The 23,916-nt window shown below is 47.2% G+C and carries 16 protein-coding genes; 8 read left to right on the forward strand and 8 right to left on the reverse strand.

From position 1 onward, the window contains the following. Nucleotides 1-27: 27 nt before the first annotated feature. The 8 genes from ACZ45G_RS17565 to ACZ45G_RS17600 form a co-directional block, all read right to left on the reverse strand. Complete coding sequence (locus ACZ45G_RS17565) at nucleotides 28-3,054, reverse strand: hypothetical protein (protein ID WP_464171785.1); 3,027 nt, start codon at nucleotides 3,052-3,054, stop codon at nucleotides 28-30. A gap of 71 nt (nucleotides 3,055-3,125) precedes the next feature. Then, complete coding sequence (locus tag ACZ45G_RS17570) at nucleotides 3,126-5,789, reverse strand: bifunctional acetate--CoA ligase family protein/GNAT family N-acetyltransferase (protein ID WP_464171786.1); 2,664 nt, start codon at nucleotides 5,787-5,789, stop codon at nucleotides 3,126-3,128. A gap of 95 nt (nucleotides 5,790-5,884) precedes the next feature. Then, on the reverse strand, nucleotides 5,885-6,820 hold the full coding sequence (locus ACZ45G_RS17575; protein WP_464171787.1) for a universal stress protein: 936 nt from the start codon (nucleotides 6,818-6,820) through the stop codon (nucleotides 5,885-5,887). A 106-nt stretch (nucleotides 6,821-6,926) separates the two neighbouring features. Continuing rightward, nucleotides 6,927-7,409: a universal stress protein gene (locus ACZ45G_RS17580; protein ID WP_464171788.1), complete on the reverse strand. Its 483-nt coding sequence runs from the start codon at nucleotides 7,407-7,409 to the stop codon at nucleotides 6,927-6,929. Nucleotide 7,410: 1 nt separating this feature from the next. Then, nucleotides 7,411-7,896, reverse strand: coding sequence for a universal stress protein (locus ACZ45G_RS17585; protein WP_464171789.1), 486 nt, complete (start codon nucleotides 7,894-7,896; stop codon nucleotides 7,411-7,413). A gap of 19 nt (nucleotides 7,897-7,915) precedes the next feature. Beyond that, nucleotides 7,916-8,593 (reverse strand): CBS and ACT domain-containing protein, encoded by a 678-nt coding sequence (locus tag ACZ45G_RS17590; RefSeq protein ID WP_464171790.1) that lies wholly within the window; start codon nucleotides 8,591-8,593, stop codon nucleotides 7,916-7,918. Between the two features lie 233 nt (nucleotides 8,594-8,826). Beyond that, nucleotides 8,827-9,951 (reverse strand): Ldh family oxidoreductase, encoded by a 1,125-nt coding sequence (locus ACZ45G_RS17595; protein WP_464171791.1) that lies wholly within the window; start codon nucleotides 9,949-9,951, stop codon nucleotides 8,827-8,829. A gap of 23 nt (nucleotides 9,952-9,974) precedes the next feature. Beyond that, complete coding sequence (locus tag ACZ45G_RS17600; RefSeq protein WP_464171792.1) at nucleotides 9,975-12,065, reverse strand: FAD-dependent oxidoreductase; 2,091 nt, start codon at nucleotides 12,063-12,065, stop codon at nucleotides 9,975-9,977. Nucleotides 12,066-12,392: 327 nt separating this feature from the next. Between ACZ45G_RS17600 and ACZ45G_RS17605 the strand changes: the two genes are divergently transcribed. The 8 genes from ACZ45G_RS17605 (at nucleotide 12,393) to ACZ45G_RS17640 (ending at nucleotide 23,886) form a co-directional block, all read left to right on the forward strand. Further along, entirely contained in the window at nucleotides 12,393-14,216 is a 1,824-nt protein-coding gene (locus ACZ45G_RS17605) for a PAS domain-containing sensor histidine kinase (RefSeq protein ID WP_464171793.1), read from the forward strand. A 292-nt stretch (nucleotides 14,217-14,508) separates the two neighbouring features. After that, nucleotides 14,509-15,081: a response regulator gene (locus tag ACZ45G_RS17610; protein WP_464171794.1), complete on the forward strand. Its 573-nt coding sequence runs from the start codon at nucleotides 14,509-14,511 to the stop codon at nucleotides 15,079-15,081. A gap of 14 nt (nucleotides 15,082-15,095) precedes the next feature. Next, a complete protein-coding gene (locus ACZ45G_RS17615; protein WP_464171795.1) occupies nucleotides 15,096-15,974 on the forward strand; it encodes a methylenetetrahydrofolate reductase in 879 nt (292 codons plus the stop codon). A gap of 14 nt (nucleotides 15,975-15,988) precedes the next feature. Continuing rightward, nucleotides 15,989-17,275 carry a (Fe-S)-binding protein gene (locus ACZ45G_RS17620; RefSeq protein ID WP_464171796.1) on the forward strand — a complete coding sequence of 429 codons (1,287 nt, stop codon included), beginning with the start codon at nucleotides 15,989-15,991 and terminating at the stop codon, nucleotides 17,273-17,275. A 15-nt stretch (nucleotides 17,276-17,290) separates the two neighbouring features. Beyond that, nucleotides 17,291-21,766, forward strand: a complete 4,476-nt coding sequence (locus tag ACZ45G_RS17625) for an FAD-dependent oxidoreductase (protein ID WP_464171797.1) — start codon at nucleotides 17,291-17,293, stop codon at nucleotides 21,764-21,766. A gap of 33 nt (nucleotides 21,767-21,799) precedes the next feature. Continuing rightward, nucleotides 21,800-22,225: a hydrogenase iron-sulfur subunit gene (locus ACZ45G_RS17630; RefSeq protein WP_464179971.1), complete on the forward strand. Its 426-nt coding sequence runs from the start codon at nucleotides 21,800-21,802 to the stop codon at nucleotides 22,223-22,225. A gap of 30 nt (nucleotides 22,226-22,255) precedes the next feature. Beyond that, the gene (locus tag ACZ45G_RS17635) at nucleotides 22,256-22,933 is read left to right on the forward strand and encodes a methylenetetrahydrofolate reductase C-terminal domain-containing protein (protein ID WP_464171798.1); all 678 of its coding nucleotides are present in this window, start codon (nucleotides 22,256-22,258) and stop codon (nucleotides 22,931-22,933) included. A 20-nt stretch (nucleotides 22,934-22,953) separates the two neighbouring features. Further along, nucleotides 22,954-23,886 (forward strand): methylenetetrahydrofolate reductase, encoded by a 933-nt coding sequence (locus ACZ45G_RS17640; protein WP_464171799.1) that lies wholly within the window; start codon nucleotides 22,954-22,956, stop codon nucleotides 23,884-23,886. Nucleotides 23,887-23,916: the final 30 nt, after the last annotated feature.

Here is a 23,916-nt window from a genome sequence, read left to right on the forward strand (position 1 = left end):
ATGATTTATATGAAACGCCGGCCTCGGTTATTTGAAAGAATGGGTTTTCTTTTGGATGGCAGCAAGATAATTTTTATAGGTTGTCAGGTAAAAAGACAGGGGGCGGGGGAAATTTTGTCCAAGGATTCCTTCCACAAAAAGCCTGGAGATAAATTGCTCTTGTTCCAGCAGTTTCTGGGCCTGCAAAAATATGGTTTTTTCTTCCGGTGTCAGTTTAGACACCATATCAAGCATTGTCATCCTTGCCCTTGGCAGGTACATCCAGAAATAAAACAGGTCCAGGGCATTGATAATGATCATCACCGCCATATCCTTTACCTCGGAATTTTTGTTGCAAAACAATAGATGGGGTTTTTCAAGAATCTTGAGTTCCTCGGTTTCAGGAAAAAGAAGTTCCATGCGCGAATAAATTTCAAACAGGTCAGAAAATTTTTTCTGGATGTCCCTTTTTCTAAGATCCATGTTCTGAAACCTATCTACGGTTCCCTCAATAAGACCTGCCACGGTATCGGAAGCCGCTTTTGAAATAATCGCCGCCCATTTTTGAAGAACCCCCTCCACCCCGGGGGTATTGAAAAATATTAAAATGGCACCGATCAGGCTGTTGAAAAGAATTGCCACCGGAATGGCCAGGATGCTCCTGAAAAAATTACCGGTGATCGCCCCCTTGGGCATCCCGCGAAAGGTATTGTGGGAAGAAAGATAAATGCCGTTGGCAAGCCCCATGACCGAATAGAGCATCAAGGGACTGGAAGCCACGGTGATGCCAAAGGTTTGTTCAAGGACAAGTGTTTTGACCACATAATCCAAAAGCGGCACTGAAAAGCCGGTATATAGCAAGGCATCGGTCAGTCTTTCCCAACTGACATAATCATTCCATTTGAGCAAAGAGGACCGATTGATACCGCCGCCGCCGAGAACTGACTGCAAAATTACCCTGAAACCGGTGATCCCGAACCAGATAAAGGCACCAAAATAAGCCAGAAACCACCAGTCTTTGGTAAGAGAAAAACAGACAAACGCGGGAACAAACCCAATCAAAATTTTTAAACAATTTTTAAACTTTGTATTGAGATTTTTCCATGAGTTGGCCCGGGTGTTTTTTTTACCCGTGGACAGGGCCAGTCCCAGACCATTTGTATTGTTTTTTTGAATTCCACCAAGGGTGACGATATTGCCGCAGCCTTTCATGTCCAGGGAAAAGGAGGTTAGGATCCATTCCTTTTTTTTTAATGAAATAATTTGATCCAGACCGGGCAACCATTTCAAGGCGTTCATCATCCATTTAGCCCCCCGGCTTATCTCGTTGGTCGCAAAGGAGGTCATCCGCTGACTCACATTGATATTTGCCGGAAGAATCAACCGGTTGCCAACACTGGTTTTAATTTGGTGCATGGCCCGGGAAGTCAATGTATCGACAATACCAAACCCCATTCCGTATGTCTGATGGCATCTCCCGGTTGAGTCGCTCCCTATCCTGGATTTGAGCGGCCGTACCGTGTACATTTTTTTCAGGGCATCAATATCATAGAGGATATTAAATAGTTTTTTGACTCGATCCGGTTCATCTGCATACCCGGCTTGTTCCATGGACAATTTAATGTGTCGGACCACCCGTTTTAATTTTAGCAGGCTTCCGGTATTAATGGCCTCCTGGAGTTCGTTTACGGCAACCAGATGATCTGTTTGTCCGGCAATAAAATCTTTTAAATTGATAATTTCAACCCGGGTGATCAGGCCGTTGCCCTCATAGAGGATCTCAAGGACATCTTCGGGTTTCAGATCCCCCAGTTTCAGGGTAATCCTAAAATCGTGATGAAGCAGCTTTATCCGTTCAAACAATTCCTGAAAACTTAATTTGAGTCTCTCGGGAACATTTGGGGAATCGCTGATGGTAAGCGGATGCACGATATCCGGATACATTTCAGGACGAAGATAGGTGGCAATAACCTCCTGGGCACTGAACCGATCCATTCGTTCCACCAGATCTTTGATCTCTTGCTGCTCAGTTATGTCTGCCGTGGCAAAAGACTGGTTCAATTGGTCCATGCGGTCTTGCATGGCGGCAACAGCCAAGGCGTGGATATATTCCCCAAGATGGGGAATACATGGCTGCCCAGGAGCGGCAAATTGGAAAAACGCTTCAGGGCAAAGCGGTGGCAAATCAATGCCCAGGGTCTGGCACATGGTGTCCAGATAATGTGCATTAAAACTCTTAAGAAGGCTCAGCACATAGGCTTGTTGATACTTTAATACCCCACGGCCCTGTTCCATGAAATGAACCACATGGGGTTCGGCAAGAAAACACAGGAAGGCCTCGACATCGGGAAGTCCCCGGGCCACCCAGATAAACGAGATGTATCGATCCCGGTACCGGGCCCAAAATTCAATTCCGATACGAAGATCAATTTCCATTATCCTGGCCGCTTCGATGAGTTCTGCCGCAAACCTGGGTTCAATACAATGGTAATAAATCACCCGCAACCGCCGAATCCCCTTTATCCACGCATCCATTATCAAATGAGTGGGGGATTTGCGACCCGAGGTGTTGGCATCATGGACATGGTCATCAAAGGTGAGCTGGTTCCACTCTTCTGGCATTTCCAGCAGATGATAGTACTTGAGCAATCGCCGTACCACCCGAGGTTTGCCAAAGGCCGCCATCCTGAAATTATGGGCCAGTTGCAGCTGAAGAGAATAGTTGCCCTTGGCCCGGACCAGTTCCTTCATAATCTGGAGAAGGATTCGGGCCATATTTTTTGGCATGGAACCACCGGCGGTATCAAGCACCTCGTCTTTCAATGCTGCCAAGGCCTGGAGACGATTTTGAACCTCCCCCCTTTCCATGGATTCCAGCAGATTCACAATGGCATAGGCCGTGCGAAGCCCCTTGGATTCGGCCATCTCCTTTATCCCCAGGGGATGGAAAAAAGGATAATACAATTTCCGGGCATATCCAAAGATATTATCGGCATCATAAACAGAATTGACAATGCCAATCAGTTCATGGTCCCGGCGATCAAAGTAACAATATTTTACCTTAAATTTCCCCAAAAAAGGCCCCTGTAAGTTTGCCCAAATGAACTGCTATATCACCTTAATGCCTCCAATACAATCTCGAAAATTTAAAGATCAATGGTCAATTCAAATTCAGAACTTTCCACAACCCGTTTGATCTTAAACCCCAGTTTTTTCCCCAGTTTCAGCATCTGGGTATTTTCTGCCAGCACAAACCCCATTATCTTTTTCATTCCCTGGTTCCGTGCGGCAGCAAGACATTGAGAGAGCAAGGCCGCACCAATCCCTTGTCCCTGCCAGTCATCGCAGATGGTCACGGCAAATTCGGCCTGACTGCCGTCAAAATACCCAATGATTCTGGAGACCCCGATTATTTTTTCAGGGTCCTGCCCCATTAATGCCACCAGTGCAATCTCGCGATCATAATCAATTTGTGTCAATCGGATCAGCATCTGCTGAGACAACTGTTTTAAAGGAGAAAAAAACCGCATGTAAATACTTCTTTTGGACAGGGAATTAAAATGATCGATCATCATATCTGCATCATCGGGTCGAATGGGGCGAACAAAAAAATCATGCCCATCCATAGTTCTTCCCCTTGATTCGTATTCCCAAGGGTATGAGCTGATAATCAAATGACGGGGAGAAATTTCTTTGCAAGGAGCCATATGAATTCTTGCGTCCACAGCGAGAATCTTCCCGTCTTTGACCATCAAAGGATTAATATCCAGGTCGGTAATTTCAGGGAAATCGGTCACCAGACGTCCTGTCCGTATCAAGATTTCTTCCACCTGTGTTAAATTTACCCCGGCAATATTTCGAAATCCCGACAATACCTTTGAAATTTTTGTTTGCCCAATCATCTGCCGAGCAAGGGAATGGTTCAGAGGCGGCAGGCCCATGGCGATATCTTCAAACACCTCGGTCATGACACCCCCCATACCGAAAACAATCACCGGCCCGAAATCGGCATCCTTTTTGGCACCGATGATCAGCTCATAGTCCGGGTCCCTAAGCATTGCCTGGACCGTTACCCCTTTGATGTCAGCACCGGGAACAAAGGCCATGGCAGCTTCCATGATACGGGCATAGGCTGTTTTAACCGCTTCGGGTGTCTCAAGATTAAGGACCACCCCACTGCAGTCTGATTTATGGGAAATCTGGGGTGAACAGATCTTTAACGCCACCGGGTAGCCCAGTTTTTCCGATATCGCCAGGGCCATCTCCGGAGAATCGGCAATTTGGGTCTCATTTACGGGAATCCCATAGGCCGCGAGCAACTCTTTTGCCCTCGGTTCCAAAAGGGATTGCTCTCCTGCGGCAAGCGCATCCCAAACGATTTTCTGGGCCTTTTTTCTGTCGATGAGCAACCGGACATCTTTCCTGACAGGGATTTCATGAAGCCGTTTAATATTTTGACCATAATGATACAAATTTTTAAAGGCGCGAACCGCCTGCTCCGCTGAATCATAGGTGACAATCCCAGCCTGGTTGAAGACCTGCCGGGCCTTGTTAACATTGTCCCCGCCGATCCAGGCCGTAAAAACAGGGCAACGAATGGTTTTTAACAAAGGGACGAGGGCTTCTGCCAGGCTTAGGGTATCCATTGTCCCAGCCGGTGAGCAGATGAGCAGCAGCCCGTCTGTTTCAGGCGCCTGTGCGCAGATTTGTACCGTTTCCATGTAGAGGGCAGAATCTGTGTCCCCCAGTATGTCTATGGGATTGCCCTTGCTCCAGTTGCCAGGCAATATCTGGGTAAGTTTGCCAAGGGTTTCCCGGCTGAGCAATGCAGGTTCCATTCCATGGGATGCCAGGGCATCCGCTGCCATGACACCCGGGCCTCCCGCGTTGGTGATAATGGAGAGGCCGGGGCCGGAAGGCCGGGGCTGTTTGGCCAAAAATTCCGAACAGTCAAATAATTCTTCAAATTCAGCGACCCTTAAAATACCTGCCCGCTCAAAGGCAGCGTCATACACCGCATCAACACCCGCCATGGCACCGGTATGGGAGGCTGCTGCCCTGGCACCGGCTGCTGATCTTCCCGATTTCAGGGCAATAATGGGTTTGAGCCGGGAAACCGACCGGGCAGCACTCATGAAATTTCGAATATTGGTGATATTCTCCATATACATCACAATACTTTTAACAGAGCTCAAGGACCCCAGATAATCAATCATATCCGCAAAATCAACATCCACCATGGACCCGAGACTCACAAAATGACTAAACCCCACATTTTCACGGTTGGCAATGTCCAGCACCGATGTACAGACAGCTCCGCTTTGGGAAAGAAAGGCAATGCTGCCGGGCTTGGGAGACAAATGGGCAAAGCTGGCATTTAAAGAGATGCCGGTATTCATGATGCCAAGACAATTGGGCCCAACGATTCTGATGCCGTGTATCCGCGCTTTTGCAAGTATTTGCGCTTCAATTTCATGCCCCTTGGCACCGATTTCCCTTCCCCCGGAAGAGAGGATGACCGCACCGGCAAGACCCTTCTTCCCGCAGGCCTCAACAATTTGAGGGGTCCCTGCCAGGGGGGTTGCAATCACGGCCAGATCCACCCCGGGATCCAGAGCTTGAACATTGGCAGCACAGGACATTCCCATAACCTTCCTGTGGTTGGGATTCACCGGAAAAATATCCCCTTTAAAATCGCTTTCCACAAAATTTTTCATCAAGGCATATCCCACAGATCCTTGCTTTTCGCTGGCCCCAACGATTGCCACGGATTTGGGGTTAAAAAGCCGTTGTAAATTCATTGTGCTCATAATGTTCTCCCCTCAGTTGCAAATAAAAATGCAAATAAAAAATCGGTCAAATAAAAGGCCGATCATCCTCTTTAAAAGGAACCGACAACTCCCTATCAGGGCACCATCCACACGGTCATCTCCCGGGCACCATGGATAACCTTCCAGGGGACACGACCGATATCAAAGCTGCTCACATTTGATTTTCCTTTTCTTCCAAATACAATGGTATCGCAATTTTCTTGTTTGGCTGCGGCAACAATTGCCCCGGCTCGGCTCTTGGCGCCCTGGATGATCTTAACCTCAATCTGTTGGTCCGGAATACCGGCAGCCTCAAAAATCTCCCTGGCTTCTTTTACTGCAATGTCCATTTTTCCAAGAGCCGTTGTGAGATAATTATCGGGCTCCCCCATTGGGGCACCATCCTCATAGATACCATAATCCCTGAGGACACTGCACAACACAATTTTGCAATCGGAATTTTCAATGCTTTTTGCCGTGAACTCAACCGCCCTTTTCGCCCCTTTCGATCCGTCAACCGTTATAAACAGAGCGTGATTCACCTTTTGTATCCCCGCCAGCATCACCGGTATAAAATCGGATTTTTCAACCAATTTTGTGGACACACTCCCCATGACAAGGGGTAAAAATTTTTGTGCCCCCGCCCCCCTTCTTCGTATCAAAAGGGCATCATACCCCTTCCGGGCTTCATCCATGATATCCCTTGCAATCCCTTTTTTCCTTTTGGCTATTATAATATGGATGGCTTCGGGTTTAAATCCTGCGGCAATGAGCTTCATCCTTGATTTTTCCATAAATGCATCTACCTGGGTTTTGTATCCGCGTTCCCATGCATGCACCTGGGAAGTTACCTTATTGGTGAAAGGCTCTTTTTTTAAATCGTAATAGCACTCGGGCACCTTGGCGATGACATTGTGTAAAACAAGTTCCTTTTTAAGAAATGGTTTGAAATTACAAAGATAATCAATGGTTTTAAATGCTTTTTTTGATCCGTCCAAAGCCACCAGTATTTTATTTTTATTTTCATTCATGATAATGTTCTCCTAAAACAGCTTGTGTTTGTCCCGCTTTTATTATTATCCCACTTTTATTTTTCTTCTGGGTTTATCTATTTTTTTGCCCGCAAACTCAGGTTGATCATTCCACCGGACCCCGGAGACTCATAACCGGTACAGGGGAATGACGGAATAATTTTTCGGCAACACTGCCAAAAAGAAATCCATTGAGATTGCTCCGGCCCTTAGGCCCGAATACCAGCAAATCTACCTCTTCCCGGTCAATGGCCTTTAAAATTTCCACGTAGGGTCTGCCGTGCCCAATGCATATTTTAACCGGCAATGGGGTGGACCCGAAAACTTCTTTTACCAAGGCTTCCATTTTCAATTCCCGACGGCCTATTTCATAGGGAAGGTGTTTTGCAAGGGCAAAGGTATCTGGGTATTTTGAATTTACCTCTTTTTTAACCGAGTCAATTTCAATTTGATTGATAACATTGAAAGCCACTATTAGGGCATTTGTATTCCGTGCGATCTCTGCGGCATATTCGAGGGTTGGCCTGGAATAGGTTGAAAAATCAATGGCCACCAGTATTTTTTTAATTTTATTGGCTTGTTCTTCCATTTTATTTCTCCCGTTTGAAATTTTTGGATTCTCTGACACTGACCACCGGAACCGGGGAATGCCTGAACACCTTTTCAGCAGAACTGCCAAACAAAAACCGAGAAAGATTGCCACGGCCCTTGTTGGCCATTACAACCAAATCGATCGCTTCTGTTTCAATGGTTCTCAAAATTGCTTCCGAGGGGATACCCACATCCACCTTAAAATTCATCTGAGATTTGGTGTCAAAAAAGTGCTCTTTCAACATCATTCTTATCTTTGTCACTCTTTCTTTTTTCATATCCTTGATATAGGTTTCTACCTGTATTTTGTCGGGAACATACCGGCTGACGGTTTCAAGCATATTGATATCCCGCTGGTTAATAACGTTATAAACAAGAATCTGGGTATGGGCCATGTCTGCCAGTTCAAGGGCATATTCCAATACCGCCAATGAATAGTCGGAAAAATCAACACAGGCCAAAATTTTATTTATTTTTTTATTCATTTCATGACTCCCTATGGATTTAAAAAATTTTCCTGAATCCTTGTGACAAATCTGCTGCATAAAGCAGTCCCCCGGTCCCATGGAAACGTTCCACCAGACTGTCAAAATGGGCTGAATCGATATCAAAGGTATGAAAAAAAACCGTCCTGCCCCCCTCTTCGACATCATCATAGGATGTCATGATACTGCACAGCCTGCCGCTGCTTTCCCTGATGATATCTATAATACTCTGAATGGTTCCCAACCTGTCATGGAGCCGGAAGGCAAAAATCTGCCCCTCTTTTGAAACCCCGGTAAAAGAAACAAAGCACCTGAAAATATCACTTTTGGTGATGATCCCCTCTATTCTGCCGGTTCGATTGAGCACCGGCAGTCCCGAAATCCCATTTTTAAGCATAATGACTGCCGCTTCATCCACTGTATGGTCAAGCTCAATCGTTACAACAGGTTTGGACATGACAGATTTAATTTTAACGGCATCCATTAATCCGGGAATTTCGAATTTGTCCAGGGTAGTGGCATCGGAAGGAGTTGCCTTTTTCACATCTCCGTCGGTTAGAATCCCCACAAGTACGCCATTTTCCATAACCGGCAGCATGGAAATCACCATGGTCTGAAATAATTTTGATGCATCATACAACGTATCTTCATGGTTTATGGTAACCACCGATCGACTCATCCATTCTTTTATCAACATAGTTTGCCTCCCTTGTTTCATGGGGATTACACCCTGGGTTTTTGTCTAAACACACTAACACCCTTAGATACCCTTCCTATGAGCAATTGCCGTGCCATTTTTCCCCAAAAAAACCAAACGCCTTTTTCAGAAGGCCTCCGGGAACTTTAATCCAGAAAAACCGCCTGTATTTTTTAAAAGAACCATTCTTTTTTCTTTCAACCTGTAAAAAAAACTGACACAAAAAACCCCAATTATTGTTCAAAATCAAAAGAATAGTTCAAATCAAAACGATCTCTCAATTCTATCATCTGTGCCTGAAGGGTTTTTGGGATTGGGCATCCATGAACTTTTCGATATTGCCAGGCAATCCATTCTTTTTCACCGGCCGTAAAAATTTGATCCTGCCCCGGTGCTTTTTTTGATGTTCGCAATTCCCGCATGATGTTTCCGGCAATGGTTTTAAAGGCGGCAAGCTCGGTGAACTCTTCTATATCGATGGCAATAAAAAAATGACCCAGCAAAATGGGGGCCTTGTTACCGGCCGAATCCATTCCGGTGAGCTGTTTTAGAAAACCGCCACCCTGCAGGGCAGAACACAAAACTTCAACAAGGGTAGCATACCCATATCCTTTATACCCGCCCGTGTCTTCACCGATGCCGCCAAGTGGCGTCAGGGCAGCCCTGCCCTTTGTAAGGTCCTCGAGAACCTGGTTCGTGTCGGTCCTGGTTTTGCCGTCGAGGCCGATCACCCACCCTGGGGGAAGTTGTTTTTTTGCCCTGCCATACACTTCGATTTTTCCCCGCTGGGAGACAGATGTGGCGCAATCTAAAATAAAATCAAAGGCTTCATCCGTAGGAAACCCCACCGTCAGCGGATTGGTCCCGAGCATATTTTCAACGCCAAAAGTAGGGGCAATGGAGGGCCTGGCATTGGTGCCGGTAATGCCGATCATGCCGGCATTGGCAGCCATCATCGCATAATAACCGGCAATCCCGTAATGGGTTGAATTCCTCACCGCCACCATGCCCATGCCATGGGCACTGGCCTTTCCAATGGCTCTTTCCATGGCATTTTTAGCAATAACGTGTCCCATGCCGTTGTGGCCGTCCAGCACCGCAGAGGTTTTTCTATCTCTTACAATACTGATCTTCGTAATGGGGTTCAAAATACCTGCATCAATTCTGTCAATATAGATGGGTTTTAACCGCCCGATGCCATGGGAATCAATGCCACGCTTGTCTGATGTGATCAGCACATCAGAAATAATTGCCGCATCTTTTTGCGGTATTCTGCTGGCCACCAGAACATCTTTCATAAACCGTTCAAGAACCTCAAATTTCACCCAGCTGCAATCTGTATATGCATCTTCATACATTTTTTTTCTCCTTGTTTTTTTTCTTATTTGTCATAGCAGGTCGTACCGCACTGAAGGCAACGCACAACCTCCTGCCGGGCCTGGGAATCGGTGATGGAACCGACAATATCCTGGGACAGCGATTGTATCCGAATCTTTGGCCCAATTTCCGGCACCGTCACCCGTGGGAGATGACGTGTCAGGTGAACATCTTTGATGATACTGTCTTTGTTGAGTTTTCTGCGTAAATCTTTGGGCATGGATACTTGACCCGAGGTAAGCTGCAGGTGTATGGATCTTGCTGCCCTGCGACCATCAGCAATGGCATTGATAACGGTTGACCTTCCCGTATAAAGATCCCCGGCTGCAAACACATTGGGGGAAGCCATGAACGTGTCCGGATCTACCGCCAGGGTTCCCCTGGGAGAGGCCTTGAATTGACCGTCAACCGCTGGATCATGGAGAAGATATTCCAGGTCTGGTTCCCGCTCATATGCGGCAATGACCAACTGGACTTCAATGGCATTGATGCTTTCGGAAAGGTTCTTGTCCGAAGAGGCCAAAATGGGGGCGCCGGGCTTACAGGCTGCAGGCATCATGGAGTGGTACTCAACTGCGGTTACTTGATCCGCAAGGTCGGAACATACCCTGGATGGAATTGCGAGAAAATGGATTTTAACCCCTTCTTCCACGGCTCTTTCCATATCCCGTTTCCGAGCCGACATATGTCGATCGTCACAAGGACAGATAAGGGTGACACAATCTGCCTGGAGACGGACACAGGTCCGTGCACAATCCATGGCGGTATTGGATTCTCCGATAACCGCCACCCTGACTCCCTTAAGGGTGGTGATGTCTGATCCGGCCCTGGAAAGAAAGTCAAGGCTGCCAGTCACGCCATGGGCCGACTCGCCCCTGACACACAAAGGGGGAACTATCCATGCGCCAAGCCCCAGAAACACCGCTTTAAATCCCTTGTCCATCAGGTCTGCGATGGAAAAATCACGGCCCAATGCACACTGGGTCTTGACCTCAATTCCCAGATTTAAAATGCCCTCGATTTCCCAGTCAACCACTGATTTGGGAAGCCTGTATTCAGGAAGACCATAGCGCAGCATCCCTCCCAATTGGCTTCTGGATTCAAACAAGGTGGGATGATGGCCCAGACGCCTGAGAAAATAGGCACAGGAGAGCCCGGCTGGACCGCTGCCCACCACTGCAATCTTGTAATCTGTATCCGGTGCGCAGGGCAGTGGCACACGGCTCCCTGAATTCATCTCCCATTCCCCGACAAACCGTCCAAGTTGTCCAATGGCAACCCCCTGGTCTGCAATATTTCGGCGGCAGATATTTTCACAGGGATGGTGGCAGACACGGCTTGCAGAAATCACCAGGGGATTTCGTTCCTTAATCGTCAACAGAGCTGACGGGTAATCCCCCATGTGAATCTGCCGGATAAATTGGGGAATATTAATTTGTGCCGGACATTTTTGACGGCAGGGGGCCAGGCATTCATGGGCCTGATCCAGATGAATTAATTTTGAAATATTGCCCACCACAGACAACACACCCTTTGGACAGATATCACTACAGATACCGCAGCCTCTGCAAAGGTCAGGGTTCACCTGGGGCATCCCATTCTCTGCCTTTTCAAGGGCATTAAACGGACATGCCCTGATGCAGGTCCCGTGTCCGAGACAGCCCATGAGGCACACAAGGGATCCGCCATACAAAAGGGCTTCAGCCCTGCAGTCCCCAAGACCCAGATAATAATAACGACGCGCTGCCCGGTCTGATCCGGGATAACCTGCTCCTATACAACCGGATTGCGCAATCCCGGGTTCTTTGAATTCACAGGTTTTCCCCAAAATTTTGGCCAGCCTGGGTGCGACATCAGGGCCTGCGGTTATGCAGACATGAATACCTGCCTTTCCTGCCATAAGTGCTTTTGCAGCACCTTCACAACCTGCAAATCCGCATCCGCCGCAATTAATTCCTGGCAATACAGCCTTAATCGCTTCAAGCACGGGATCTTCTTCGACAAAAAAATAGTGTGATGCAAAAACCAACACCAATGACAAAAAAAATCCGAGTCCTGCCATCACGGTCATGGGTATGATCATCATTGTACTCATTTGTTTAGACTCCCCTCCTTTGATAATGGATCCTCCCTTGACACCCGTTTTATTCCAGGCCAGGAAACACGACTCTTAAACGCAAAACCCATACCAGAATGAAGACAAATCTGAGAGGGGTCTCTTATCGGTTGATATGCCTGATGATCCCAGGGTTTTCCTGCCTGCCCGAAGCACCCTGAGAACAAGCAGGGTGTCCAAATTATTTACATCCTGGCAATTTTATGGCTTGGCATCTACCCTAACAGATTGCGGCATGACATGATTTATGGTAAATTTCATATAAATCAAAAACAGACACCCTAATTGCTCGAAAGGAGATTTGATATGACGGATCATACCTCAAGGCTGCTGGATGCACTGGATGCGTTTGACGATGGTATTTATATTGTCAATGATGATTATACCATTGAATACATGAATAAATTCATGAAGGCCCTGTTTGGAGAGGGGGTGGGGAAAAAATGCCACCAGGTGCTGATCAAATCGGATAAACCCTGTGACTGGTGCAAATATGATGAAATCTTTATCCAAAATAAAAACAGCCACAGCCAGATTTATATTGCCTCTGTTGACAAAAGTTTTTCCCTGTCAGAACATCCTGTTAACAACCAGGACGGGACAAGGTCCAAGCTGTCCATCTACAATGATATCACCCACAGCGTACACCAGGAAGCCATTCTCAAAGCCTCCAGGGAAAGTTATCAAAGGCTTTTCACCCATGTCGGATGCGGTGTGTTTATCAGCAGCAAACAGGGACGTTTTCTGGATGTCAACCCTGCCCTGTTGAAAATCCTCGGATACCAGGATAAAGAAGAATTTCTTGCCATTGACCTTGCCACGGAAGTCTATTTAAGGCCCGAAGACAGGCGGGAATATACAGATATCATAGAAAAAAAAGGTAAGGTAATCGATTATGAATTAAAATGGCGAAAACGGGACGGCAACATTCTTCACATACTTTTAACGAGTAATGTTCGATATGATACCAATGGTGAAATTCTCGGGTATGAAGGGATTGTTGTGGATCAGACCCGGCGGAAACAACATGAAAACCAGATAAAAGAAGCCCACGATTTCCTGGACAAGATCATTGCCTGTTCTACCAATGCCATCATGGTAATGAACATGAATGGAGGAATCCGGCTGTGGAACCAGGGGGCTGAAAATATTTTCGGATTCAGTTCAGACCAGGTGGTGGGGACGATGAGTATCCAGAAAATTTTCCCAAAAAAACAGATAAAAAAAATCATGGAGATGATGAGAGATGATGATTTCGGGGGCAGGGGCAAGCTCAATTCCTATCCATTAACCTTTAAACGGGATGACAACCAATTGATTGAAGGCAATCTTTCCGCCAGCATCATCTACGACGACCAAGGAAAAGAACTTGCATCCGTTGCGATATTTGTAGATTTAAAAGAACTGCTCACAACGGAACGACAATTGAGTGAAGCCAGACAGCATTTGCTTCAGTCTGAAAAACTGGCTGCCATGGGAAGGCTCACCTCCCAAATTGCCCACGAACTCAACAACCCGCTGTTTGGGATAATGAACACCCTGGAGCTGATGAAAACCGAAATATCCCCCCAAAACAAAAGGCGGCGACTTCTGGACATGTCTTTGTCTGAAATTGAACGACTGGCGGACATGCTGAAAAAAATGCTCTCTTTTTCCAAACCGGACCAGGGAGATCGGCTAAAAATTGATATTCATACCGTTATTGACGAATTGATGCTTTTGTACAAAAAAAGGTTCAGGGAAAACAGCATAAAGGTCCGCTTTGACCTATCCCGGGACCCGGGCCTGATTCTTGGATCCAAGGATCAATTGCGCCAGGTATTTATCAATCTGTTTTCCAATGCCATGTATGCCATGCCCGATGGCGGAGAGCTTGAAATTTCCACAAAAATTATCAGTTCAAAACTGGTTATCACCATCAAAGATACGGGAATCGGCATAAAGCCCGAGCATATCCACAAAGTCTTTCACTCTTTTTTTACCACCAAGACAGAGAGCGTTCAGGGTGTTGGCCTGGGGCTTTCGGTCTGCTATGGGTTTATCAAGGACCATGGTGGCGATATTGTTGTTCAATCCCAGGAAGGACAATGGACACAATTCACCATCACCCTTCCCCTTGCAGATGAGTAAAATGCCATAAAAGCATCGTTATTTTCTAACCGCATCGGTAGATAATTTTCGGCAACAGGGGGTGTGATTCCCTGATTTTTATATTTTTTATAAAAATCAGGGATTTTTTTTAATCTTTATTTTTTTCTCGTTACGATAACAGCGACCCTTTGCAACAGGGAAATATCCGAATCGGCGAAATAGTTATTATAGTATTTATAGTTATTATGCTTATTTTTTGTGCTTGACAGAATGAAATTCATATAATAATTATAATTCATATACTCCCAAATCCCCAAAAAAAGGAGGTCCCATGGAAGATACCTTGACTGTATTTACCGCAAGCAAATACTGCAACGTTTCGTCTAAAACCATTATCAACTGGGTGGAAGCCGGTCATATAAAGGCATACAAGACTGTTGGCGGCCACCGGAGGATAAAAAAATCAAACCTTGAGTCCTTTATGCAGACCCAGGGAATCCCGATTCCGGAAATCAGCGATGAACTGGGCCGAAAAAAAATCCTGGTTGTTGACGATGACATGATTATTGTCGAGTCTATTGTACAGGCCCTGGAGGAAGACAAATTCGACTATGAGGTTATTTCCGCTTCTGATGGGTTTGAGGCGGGTCTCCAGGTGAACCATTTTCGCCCTGATCTTTTAATTCTGGACATTATGATGCCGGATATAAAAGGGTATGAAGTCTGTAAAAAAATCAAGGAGAACCCGGCGACAAAAAACATAAAAATTCTCGTATTATCCGCATACCTGGACGATGAAAAATTCGCCACAATGAAGGAATATGGTGCTGATATCTGCCTTTCAAAGCCAATCCCCCTACCCCAGCTCAAGGATGAAGTGGCTAACTTACTTGGATTAAAATAGGAAGGAGGCAGATCATGAAATTAAAAGAATCCTTTGAAAAAAAGAGATTTGTTGTGACCTCGGAGATACAGGTCCCCCTCGGAGATGAAGATCCGGGAGGTCTTGTCGACAGCCTTAATAAGATAAAAGGCCGGGTTGACGGTGTCTCTGTCCAGGAAATCGAATTGGAAGGGGTGGTGACCGATACCATTAAAAGCTGCGGCTTTTTAATGGAGAATAATGTGAATGCCATTTACCAGACCACCACAAGGGAGAAGAATCGTTTCCAGCTCCAAAAGGATCTGGCCCTGGCCCATGACACCGGGGTTGAAAATCTCCTTGTGTTTACAGAAGATTACAGAATTACCGGGAACAGCCTTCAAGAATCCATGTTCTTCCATGTTGACGCAGGCAAGCTTGGCTCGGTTCTGGATCATTTAAAACAGGGCATTAATATTGAGGGAAAAGAGCTTGACAGGCAAATGGAGTTTGTCCTGGGGTCGGGAATCCAAACCCCCTGGGGCAACGAAATGCCCAAACGGGGAATGGAAGAGATGGAAGATATGATAAATATAGGGTCAGGATATTTTCTAACCACGCCTATTTTTGATGTGGATCAGTTTGCCAGATTCATGAAACAGGTGGATCCTTTTCGAGTCCCTGTAATTGCCGAAGTAATGGTTTTAAGAACCGCTGGCATGGGCAAATTTTTGAATCGCCATTTCAAATCCGGACTGGTACCTGACTGGGTAATTCAGAAGCTTGCACGCGCAACCGACACAAAAAAAGCAAGCATGGAACTATTTGCCGATACGGTTAACAGTTTGAGAGATATTTGCCAGGGTGTCCATATCATTACCATAGGAGGAGTCGATAATCTGGTGCAATATCTGAATGCAGCCAAATTAAGATAAAGGGAGAATTTAAAATGGCCGAGGCAATTAAGATTGATGAACTTGACATCCAGTTCAAGGAGCATCTCCTGGAAACGATTCCCGACGCAGGCTTTGACCTGTGTTTAACCTGCGGAACCTGCACAGGCGGATGTCCGGCTTCTGAACAATTTGATATGGATCCGCGAAAACTTGTCAGGATGTTGAATTTAGGAATGGAGGATCAGATAAAAAAAAGCAATTGGATGTGGGTCTGCAGCATGTGCGGCCGGTGTCTGTTTGTCTGCCCCATGAATGTCGACATTCCTAAACTTGTGTATAATCTTCGCAAAAGTGTGCCCAGGGAAGATCGTCCCAAGGGGATCCGGGGTTCCTGCGATCAGCACATCAGATCCGGCAATGCCATGGGGGTGCCAACAAAAGATTTTATTTTCACCGTCACGGATGTGGCAGAAGAGATCGCCGAAGAGCAGCCTGAATTTAAGGATTTAAAGGTAAGTGTGGACAGAGAGGGTGCCATGATGGCCCTTAACCAAAATTCACGGGAACCGGTTACAGAACCCGATGAGCTGGGCCCTTTGTGGAAGATTCTTCACACGGTGGGTGCTGACTGGACATACCCGTCTGTGATGTGGGCAGGTGAAAATTATTGCATGTTTCTGGCGGATGATGAGGGGTGGAAATATATTCTTGAGGAATTTGTCTATCATATTGACCATAATATCAAGGCGCCCCTGGTGGTGAATACCGAGTGAGGACACTCCTATTTTGCAATCCTGGAAGGATTGCGCAAATACAAGATTGCCCACAATTTTGAGCTGGTCACCATTATTGAACTCTATGCCCAGTGGATACGAGAAGGCAAGCTTGCTGTCAATGCTGACTGGAATCAAGATCTCAAGGTAAAATTTACAATTCAGGACCCCTGTAATATCGGAAGGAAAAGCGGGTCCAATAAAATTGTGGATGACTTAAGGTTTGTTTTAAAAACCGTTGTGGGCGCTGAAAATTTCATTGATACCGTGCCCAACCGGGACAATAATTTTTGCTGCGGCGGGGGGGGAGGTGCCCTCCAGGCAGGGTTTACCGACCAGAGACAGGCCTATGGAAGGACAAAATTCAACCAGCTTGCCAAAACAGGAGCAGCGTACGTAATTGCCCCCTGTCATAACTGCCACAGCCAGATCGAAGATATCGGGCGGCTCTATCACGGAAATTTCCATGTGGTGCATCTGTGGACTATCATTTGTCTTGCCATGGGCATACTTGGCGAAAACGAACGCGCCTATCTTGGACCGGACCTGGCCCTTGTAGGGCTATAAAAAGGAGGGATACAAATGGCCAAAAAAGAAAACGGTTCGGTAATGGTCGTGGGTGCTGGCATTGCAGGTATCCAGGCATCTCTGGACCTGGCGGATTCAGGATTTTTTGTATACCTTGTGGACAAGAACACGGCAATTGGCGGAACAATGGCACAATTGGACAAGACCTTTCCCACCAATGACTGCTCCATGTGCATCATCTCTCCGAAACTTGTGGAAGCCGGCAGACACCTGAATATCAAGATACTAACCATGACTCAAATTGAAGCGGTCACAGGGATTGAAGGCGATTTTTGTGTAAAATTAACGGAAAACCCCCGGTTTATCGACCTTGAAAAATGTACCGCCTGTGGTGAATGTTCAACCATCTGCCCAGTGGAATTGCCAAGTGGTTTTGACGAAAATCTAAAGGACAGGAAAGCTGCCTTCAAGCTCTATCCCCAGGCCATGCCCGCAGGTTTTGCCATTGAAAAGCGAGACAAGGCCCCCTGCGCTCTGACCTGTCCTGCCGGACTTAATGTCCAGGGCTATGTCCAGATGGTCAAGCAGGGCAAATACGAACAGGCCCTGGAAATCATCATGGAACAGCTGCCCTTGCCCGGTGTGCTCGGCAGAATCTGCCCCCATGAATGCGAGGATGCCTGTAGACGGTGCGATGTGGATGAACCTATTGCCATAAGGGATTTAAAACGGCTTGCCGCAGACAGTTTTGACCCAAGAGAGGTAAAAATAAAATGTGCCCCAGGCATTGGCAAGAAAGTGGCAATCATAGGATCCGGTCCGGCTGGCCTGTCAACGGCCTATCATCTGGCCAAAAAAGGGGTTGACGCCATCATTTTTGAAGCCCTGCCCGAGGCTGGCGGAATGCTCAGGGTGGGTATCCCCGACCATCGCCTGCCTAGAAAAATTCTTGATCAAGATATAGAAATCATCACCAACCTGGGGGTTCAGATAAGACTCAACACCCGTCTTGGCAGAGATTTTACCGTGGACAGCCTTCTGGCCGACAATTTTGACGCCGTTTTTCTGGGGCTGGGTGCCCACAAAGGAATACCCCTGGGCATTCCGGGTGAAGATCTTGAAGGCGTCTGCCAGGGAGTGGATTTTTTGCGGGACCTTAATCTGACGGGCAAGACCCAGGTGGGCTGTCAGGTGGGGATCATCGGCGGCGGAAATGTTGCCATTGACGTTGCAAGGTCAGCCGTCCGGCTTGGGGCTCAGGAGGTCACAATTTTCTACCGCAGAACCCGGCAGGAGATGCCGGCCTGGGAAGAGGAGATCGTTGCGGCCCTGGATGAAGGGGTTAAAATAGTCTATCTTGCAGCCCCCCGGCAGATAAAAGGGGAAAACGGCAAGGTCAAGGCCCTGGGGGTGATTCAGATGAAGCTGGGTGAGCCGGATAAATCCGGCAGAAGACGCCCGATTCCTGTGGCGGGAAGTGAATATGAGGTTGAAATTGACCAGCTCATCCCGGCCATTGGTCAAAAACCCGATCTTTCGGCCCTGAAAGATCGGGCCGGCCAGCAAGACCGGTCCGGCCAGGAAGATCTTGGGGGATTAAAGATCAGCCGGTGGGACACTGCCCAAGTGAATCCCCTTACCCTTGCCACTGACAGAAAAGCCGTGTTTGCAGGCGGTGATCTTCAGACAGGTCCCAGTGTTGCCATTGCTGCCGTGGCAGCAGGCATGAAGGCTGCAGAGTCCATTTTTCGATACCTTACGGGCCTTGACATGGAAGAGGGAAGGCAGGTTTCCGTCGTTGAAAACCCTGAATACAGGCCGATTCCCCAGAAGTATGAACAGGAGTATAAATTTGAAAATAGGTATAAAATGCCGGAACTTACGCCTGCAGAGCGGTATGGCAATTTTAATGAGGTTGAACTGGGGTATGGCAAAAAAGAAGGTACAAAAGAAGCAGCAAGATGCCTTAACTGCAGCTATTGTTCCGAATGCCTGCAATGCGTGGATGCCTGCCTTGCCCATGCCGTGGATCACAGCATGGTGCAAAAGGAACATGACATAAATGTGGGGGCCATTATTCTCTCCTTGGGGTTTACGCCCTTTGAGCCAAGTGTGATGACCACCTATTGTTATGGCCACAGCCCCAATGTAATGACCAGCCTTGAATTTGAAAGAATTCTTTCTGCATCAGGGCCCTATGGCGGACACCTGGTCCGGCCTTCGGACAATAAAGAACCTAAAAAAATTGCCTGGCTCCAATGTGTGGGATCACGGGACATCAACAAGGGCGACCACTCCTATTGTTCCGGTGTCTGCTGCATGTATGCCAACAAACAGGCCATTATTGCTAAGGAACACAGTGGCCAAAATCTTGATACGGCCATCTTTTTCATGGACATGAGAACCCATGGCAAGGAATTTGACAAGTATAATATACGGGCCGAAGATGACAATGGGGTCAGGTTCATCAGGTCCAGAATTCATTCGGTCTTTCCGGAACCAGACGATACCTATAGGCTTGTTTACTCTTCTGAAGCCGGCAATACCATTGAAGAGGTTTTTGATATGGTGGTTCTGTCCATAGGTCTTGCACCCAACAAGGATGCCGGGGTTCTGGCAGAAAAACTGGGGATAGAACTCAATTACCACGGGTTTGCCAAAACAGCTGATTTGTCCCCTGTGTCTACCAGTAAAAAAGGGGTTTATGTCTGCGGCACCTTCCAGGAACCCAAAGATATACCAGGCTCTGTCATGGAGGCATCGGCTGCAGCAGCAAGTGCATCCATGGCGCTGACGAACGGAAGGTGGAGCCAGACCAAAACCCGGGAGCTTGTGCCCGAAATTGATTTTTCCGGCCAGGACCCGAAAATAGGGGTTTTTGTCTGTAATTGCGGCATCAATATCGGCGGCATTGCCGATGTGCCCGCAATAAGGGATTATGCAGCCGGTCTGCCCCATGTGGTCCATGTTGAGGACAATCTTTTCAGCTGTTCCCAGGACAGTCAGGATCATATCAAACAGGTGATCATTGAAAAAGGGATCAATCGGGTGGTGGTGGCATCCTGTTCCCCCAGAACCCATGAACCATTGTTCCAGGAGACCATACGGGATGCAGGTCTCAACAAATATCTGTTTGAAATGGCCAATATCAGGGATCAAAATACCTGGGTCCACATGAAAGAACCCCTTAAAGCCACCCAAAAGGCAAAGGACCTGGTTCGAATGGCCGTTGCAAAGGCAGGCGTTATTGAACCCCTGCACCAGGTGAGCCTGGATATTAAAAAGTCTCTCCTTGTCATAGGCGGGGGAGTGGCAGGCATGGAAGCCGCCCTCAGTGCAGCTGCCCAGAAGATTGATGTTCATCTGGTTGAAAAAACATCCGGGCTTGGCGGAGTGGCAACCAAACTCAACTCCACCTGGCAGGGAGAAAGCATCCAAGATTATCTTGAGGATCTGGTTGCAAGAACCAAAGCGAATCCGCACATCCATCTATATTTTGATACCGAAGTTGAGTCTTTTACTGGTGCCATGGGCAATTTTCTTACCAAGGTTAAATCCAACGGCAAACAGAGTGCCATTGAACACGGGGCAGCCATACTTGCCACAGGGGCAAAGGAATATAAGCCCTCGGAATATCTCTATGGCGACCATCCAAATGTACTGACCCACCTGGATATGGATGCGGTTTTACGGGACGATGATGACAGAATCAAGCTTGCCTCGGTCATTGTTTTTATCCAATGCGTTGGCTCGAGAAACGAGGAAAACCCTTTCTGCAGCAAGGTCTGCTGTACCCACAGCCTGAAAAGCGCCATTGCCCTCAAAGAGATGGACCCGAAAAAACGTGTCTATGTTATGTATCGGGACATCCGATCCTATGGATTCCGGGAAGAACTTTACCAGCAGGCAAGGCAATTGGGCGTCCTGTTTTTCCGGTATGACCTTGAAAAAAAACCAAGGCTCATTGAAAATTCCAGTAAAGCGCTGGAATTTTCAATGGTGGATCATGTCCTGGGGATACCCTTAATGGTTCATCCGGATCTGGTGGTATTGGCATCGGGTATTGTACCGGCAGACAACAAAACTCTTTTTGAAAAATTCAAAGTGCCTGTAAACGATGAAGGTTTCCTTGTTGAGGCCCATGCAAAGCTTCGGCCTGTTGATTTTGCATCGGAGGGATTGTTTGTGGCGGGCCTGGCCCATTATCCAAAGCCCGTTGAAGAGAGCATTGCCCAGGCAAGGGCTGCGGTTGCAAGGGCCATGACCATCATATCCAGGGATTCTCTCATGGTCGGCGGCGTGGTTGCAGAGGTGACGGCTGAAAAATGTGCTGCCTGCCTTACCTGTGTTCGGACCTGTCCCTATGCGATACCCTGCATACACCCGGACGGATATGCACTGATTGATGCTTCAGAATGTCACGGATGCGGCGCCTGTGTGGCAGAATGCCCGGGCAAGGCAATTGTCCTTAAACATTTCACAGACCAGCAGATCATGGCAAAGACCAATGCCCTTTTTGAGGTGGCATAAACCATAAAAAGCATAGATTAAGGGAGGTTGATGATGACCCAAGAATTTGAACCCAGGATAATCGCTTTTTGTTGTCAGTACTGAGCTTATGCTGCAGGGGACCTGGCAGGTTCCATGAGGCTTTCATATCCTTCCAACATTAAGATCATTCAACTGCCGTGCACAGGAAGAATCGATATTATTCATCTGCTCAATGCCGTTGAAAATGGAGCAGACGGGGTATATGTCGCCGGCTGTCTTGAAGGTGAATGCCATTTCATCCAGGGCAATCTAAAGGCGCGCAAAAAGGTTGAATATGTCAAAAAGACATTAACAGAGCTTGGCATTGAACCTGAACGGGTTGAGATGTTCAACCTTTCTTCTGCCCAGGGAGCAAGATTTGCCGAAATTGCCAGGGAAATGGTTGACCGAATACGGCAATTAGGGCCGACGCCGGTCAAAAAGGTTCACGCAGCCTAAATTACACCAGACAAACAAAAGAGGTGAATCATGATAGTAGCAGACCGCAAGCCTATTCAGGAAATTTTGGCCATGATAAAAGCCGATAAAAAGATTCTCATCCTCGGATGTAAGGGATGCGTTACCGTCTGTAATGTCGGGGGGGTGAAAGAATCTGAGATATTGGCATCAACCCTTAAGATTGCAAGAAAACAACAGGGAAACGATATTGATATTGATGTCAGGGTCCTCGAAAGACAGTGTGACAATGAATATGTGGCCCAGATCAAAGATATCGTAAATGACTATGAATCTGTTGTCTCCCTTGCCTGTGGTGTGGGGCCCCAGTTTTTGTCTGAAATGTACCGGGAAAAAAAATTCTATCCAGGGGTCAATACCACCTTTTTCGGGGGCGCTGTTCAACACGGAATCTGGGAAGAACGGTGTGCCGGCTGTGGCACCTGCAGCATCCATGATTTTGGAGGGCTCTGCCCCATTGCCCGTTGCGCCAAAAGCCTATTGCACGGTCCCTGTGGCGGATCATCCAAGGGAATATGCGAGGTAAATCCAGACACGATCTGCGTCTGGGATGCCATTGTCACAAAAAAGATGGAGGCAGGAGAGATGGGGGATCTTATGGGGGTCAAAGCGTTTAAAGACTGGAGAAGCGCAAGGGATGGTGGACCCCGAAAAAGCATCAGAGAAGAATTGATTCAAGGAAACATATAAAGACAAAGGAGATAACCCAAATGAGTGAGCTAAAATCAGGAAGCAATCTTGAAAGGGTTCTGAAGGCCGGTTATTTTGCATTTACAGGAGAATGCGGCCCGCCAAAGGGAGCCAATGTAGCGCATCTCAAAGAAAAATTCCAATATCTCAAGGGCTGTGTGGATGCCGTTAATGTGACGGACAACCAGACCGCCGTGGTAAGGATGTCATCCCTTGCCGCATCCAGACTCATGGTAGAAGAAGGACTTGAACCCAATTTCCAGATGGTCTGCCGGGATCGTAACCGCCTGGCAATGATGAGCGATATCCTGGGAGCCCACGCCCTTGGAATAAGAAATATGCTTTGCCTTTCAGGGGATCACCAGAGTTTTGGCAACCACCCCCAGGCAAAAAATGTTCATGATATTGATTCCATGCAGTTGATTGCCCTGGTAAAAAAAATGCGGGACCAGGGAAAATTCTTAAATGATGAGGTCATTGATGTTCCCCCAAAATTATTTGTGGGAGCCGCCTGCAACCCCTTTGCCGACCCCTACGAATTCAGGGTGCACAGGCTGGCCAATAAAATCACGGCAGGGGCTGATTTTATCCAGACCCAGTGTATCTTTAACATGGACAGGTTCAGGGACTTCATGAAAAAAGTGGTGGACATGGGCCTTGACAAGCGCTGCCACATTCTGGCCGGGGTCACCCCCATGAAAAACGTTGGCATGGCAAATTTTATGAAAAAATTTGTTCCTGGGATGGACATCCCCGATGATTTGATCAACCGCCTCAAAGGAGTGGATAAAAAAGATCAGTCAGAAGAGGGCATCTGCTTTGCCCTTGAACAGATTGAAGAGTTCAAACAGATGAAAGGCGTTGCAGGCGTCCACCTGATGGCCATTGAGTGGGAGCACAAAGTCCCTGAAATTGCCCAAAGGGCAAAGGTATTGCCAAGACCTGTTATTTAATTATTTAATTATTTAACCATAAACCCATTG

The sequence above is a fragment of the Desulfoconvexum algidum genome (genome assembly GCF_055382125.1).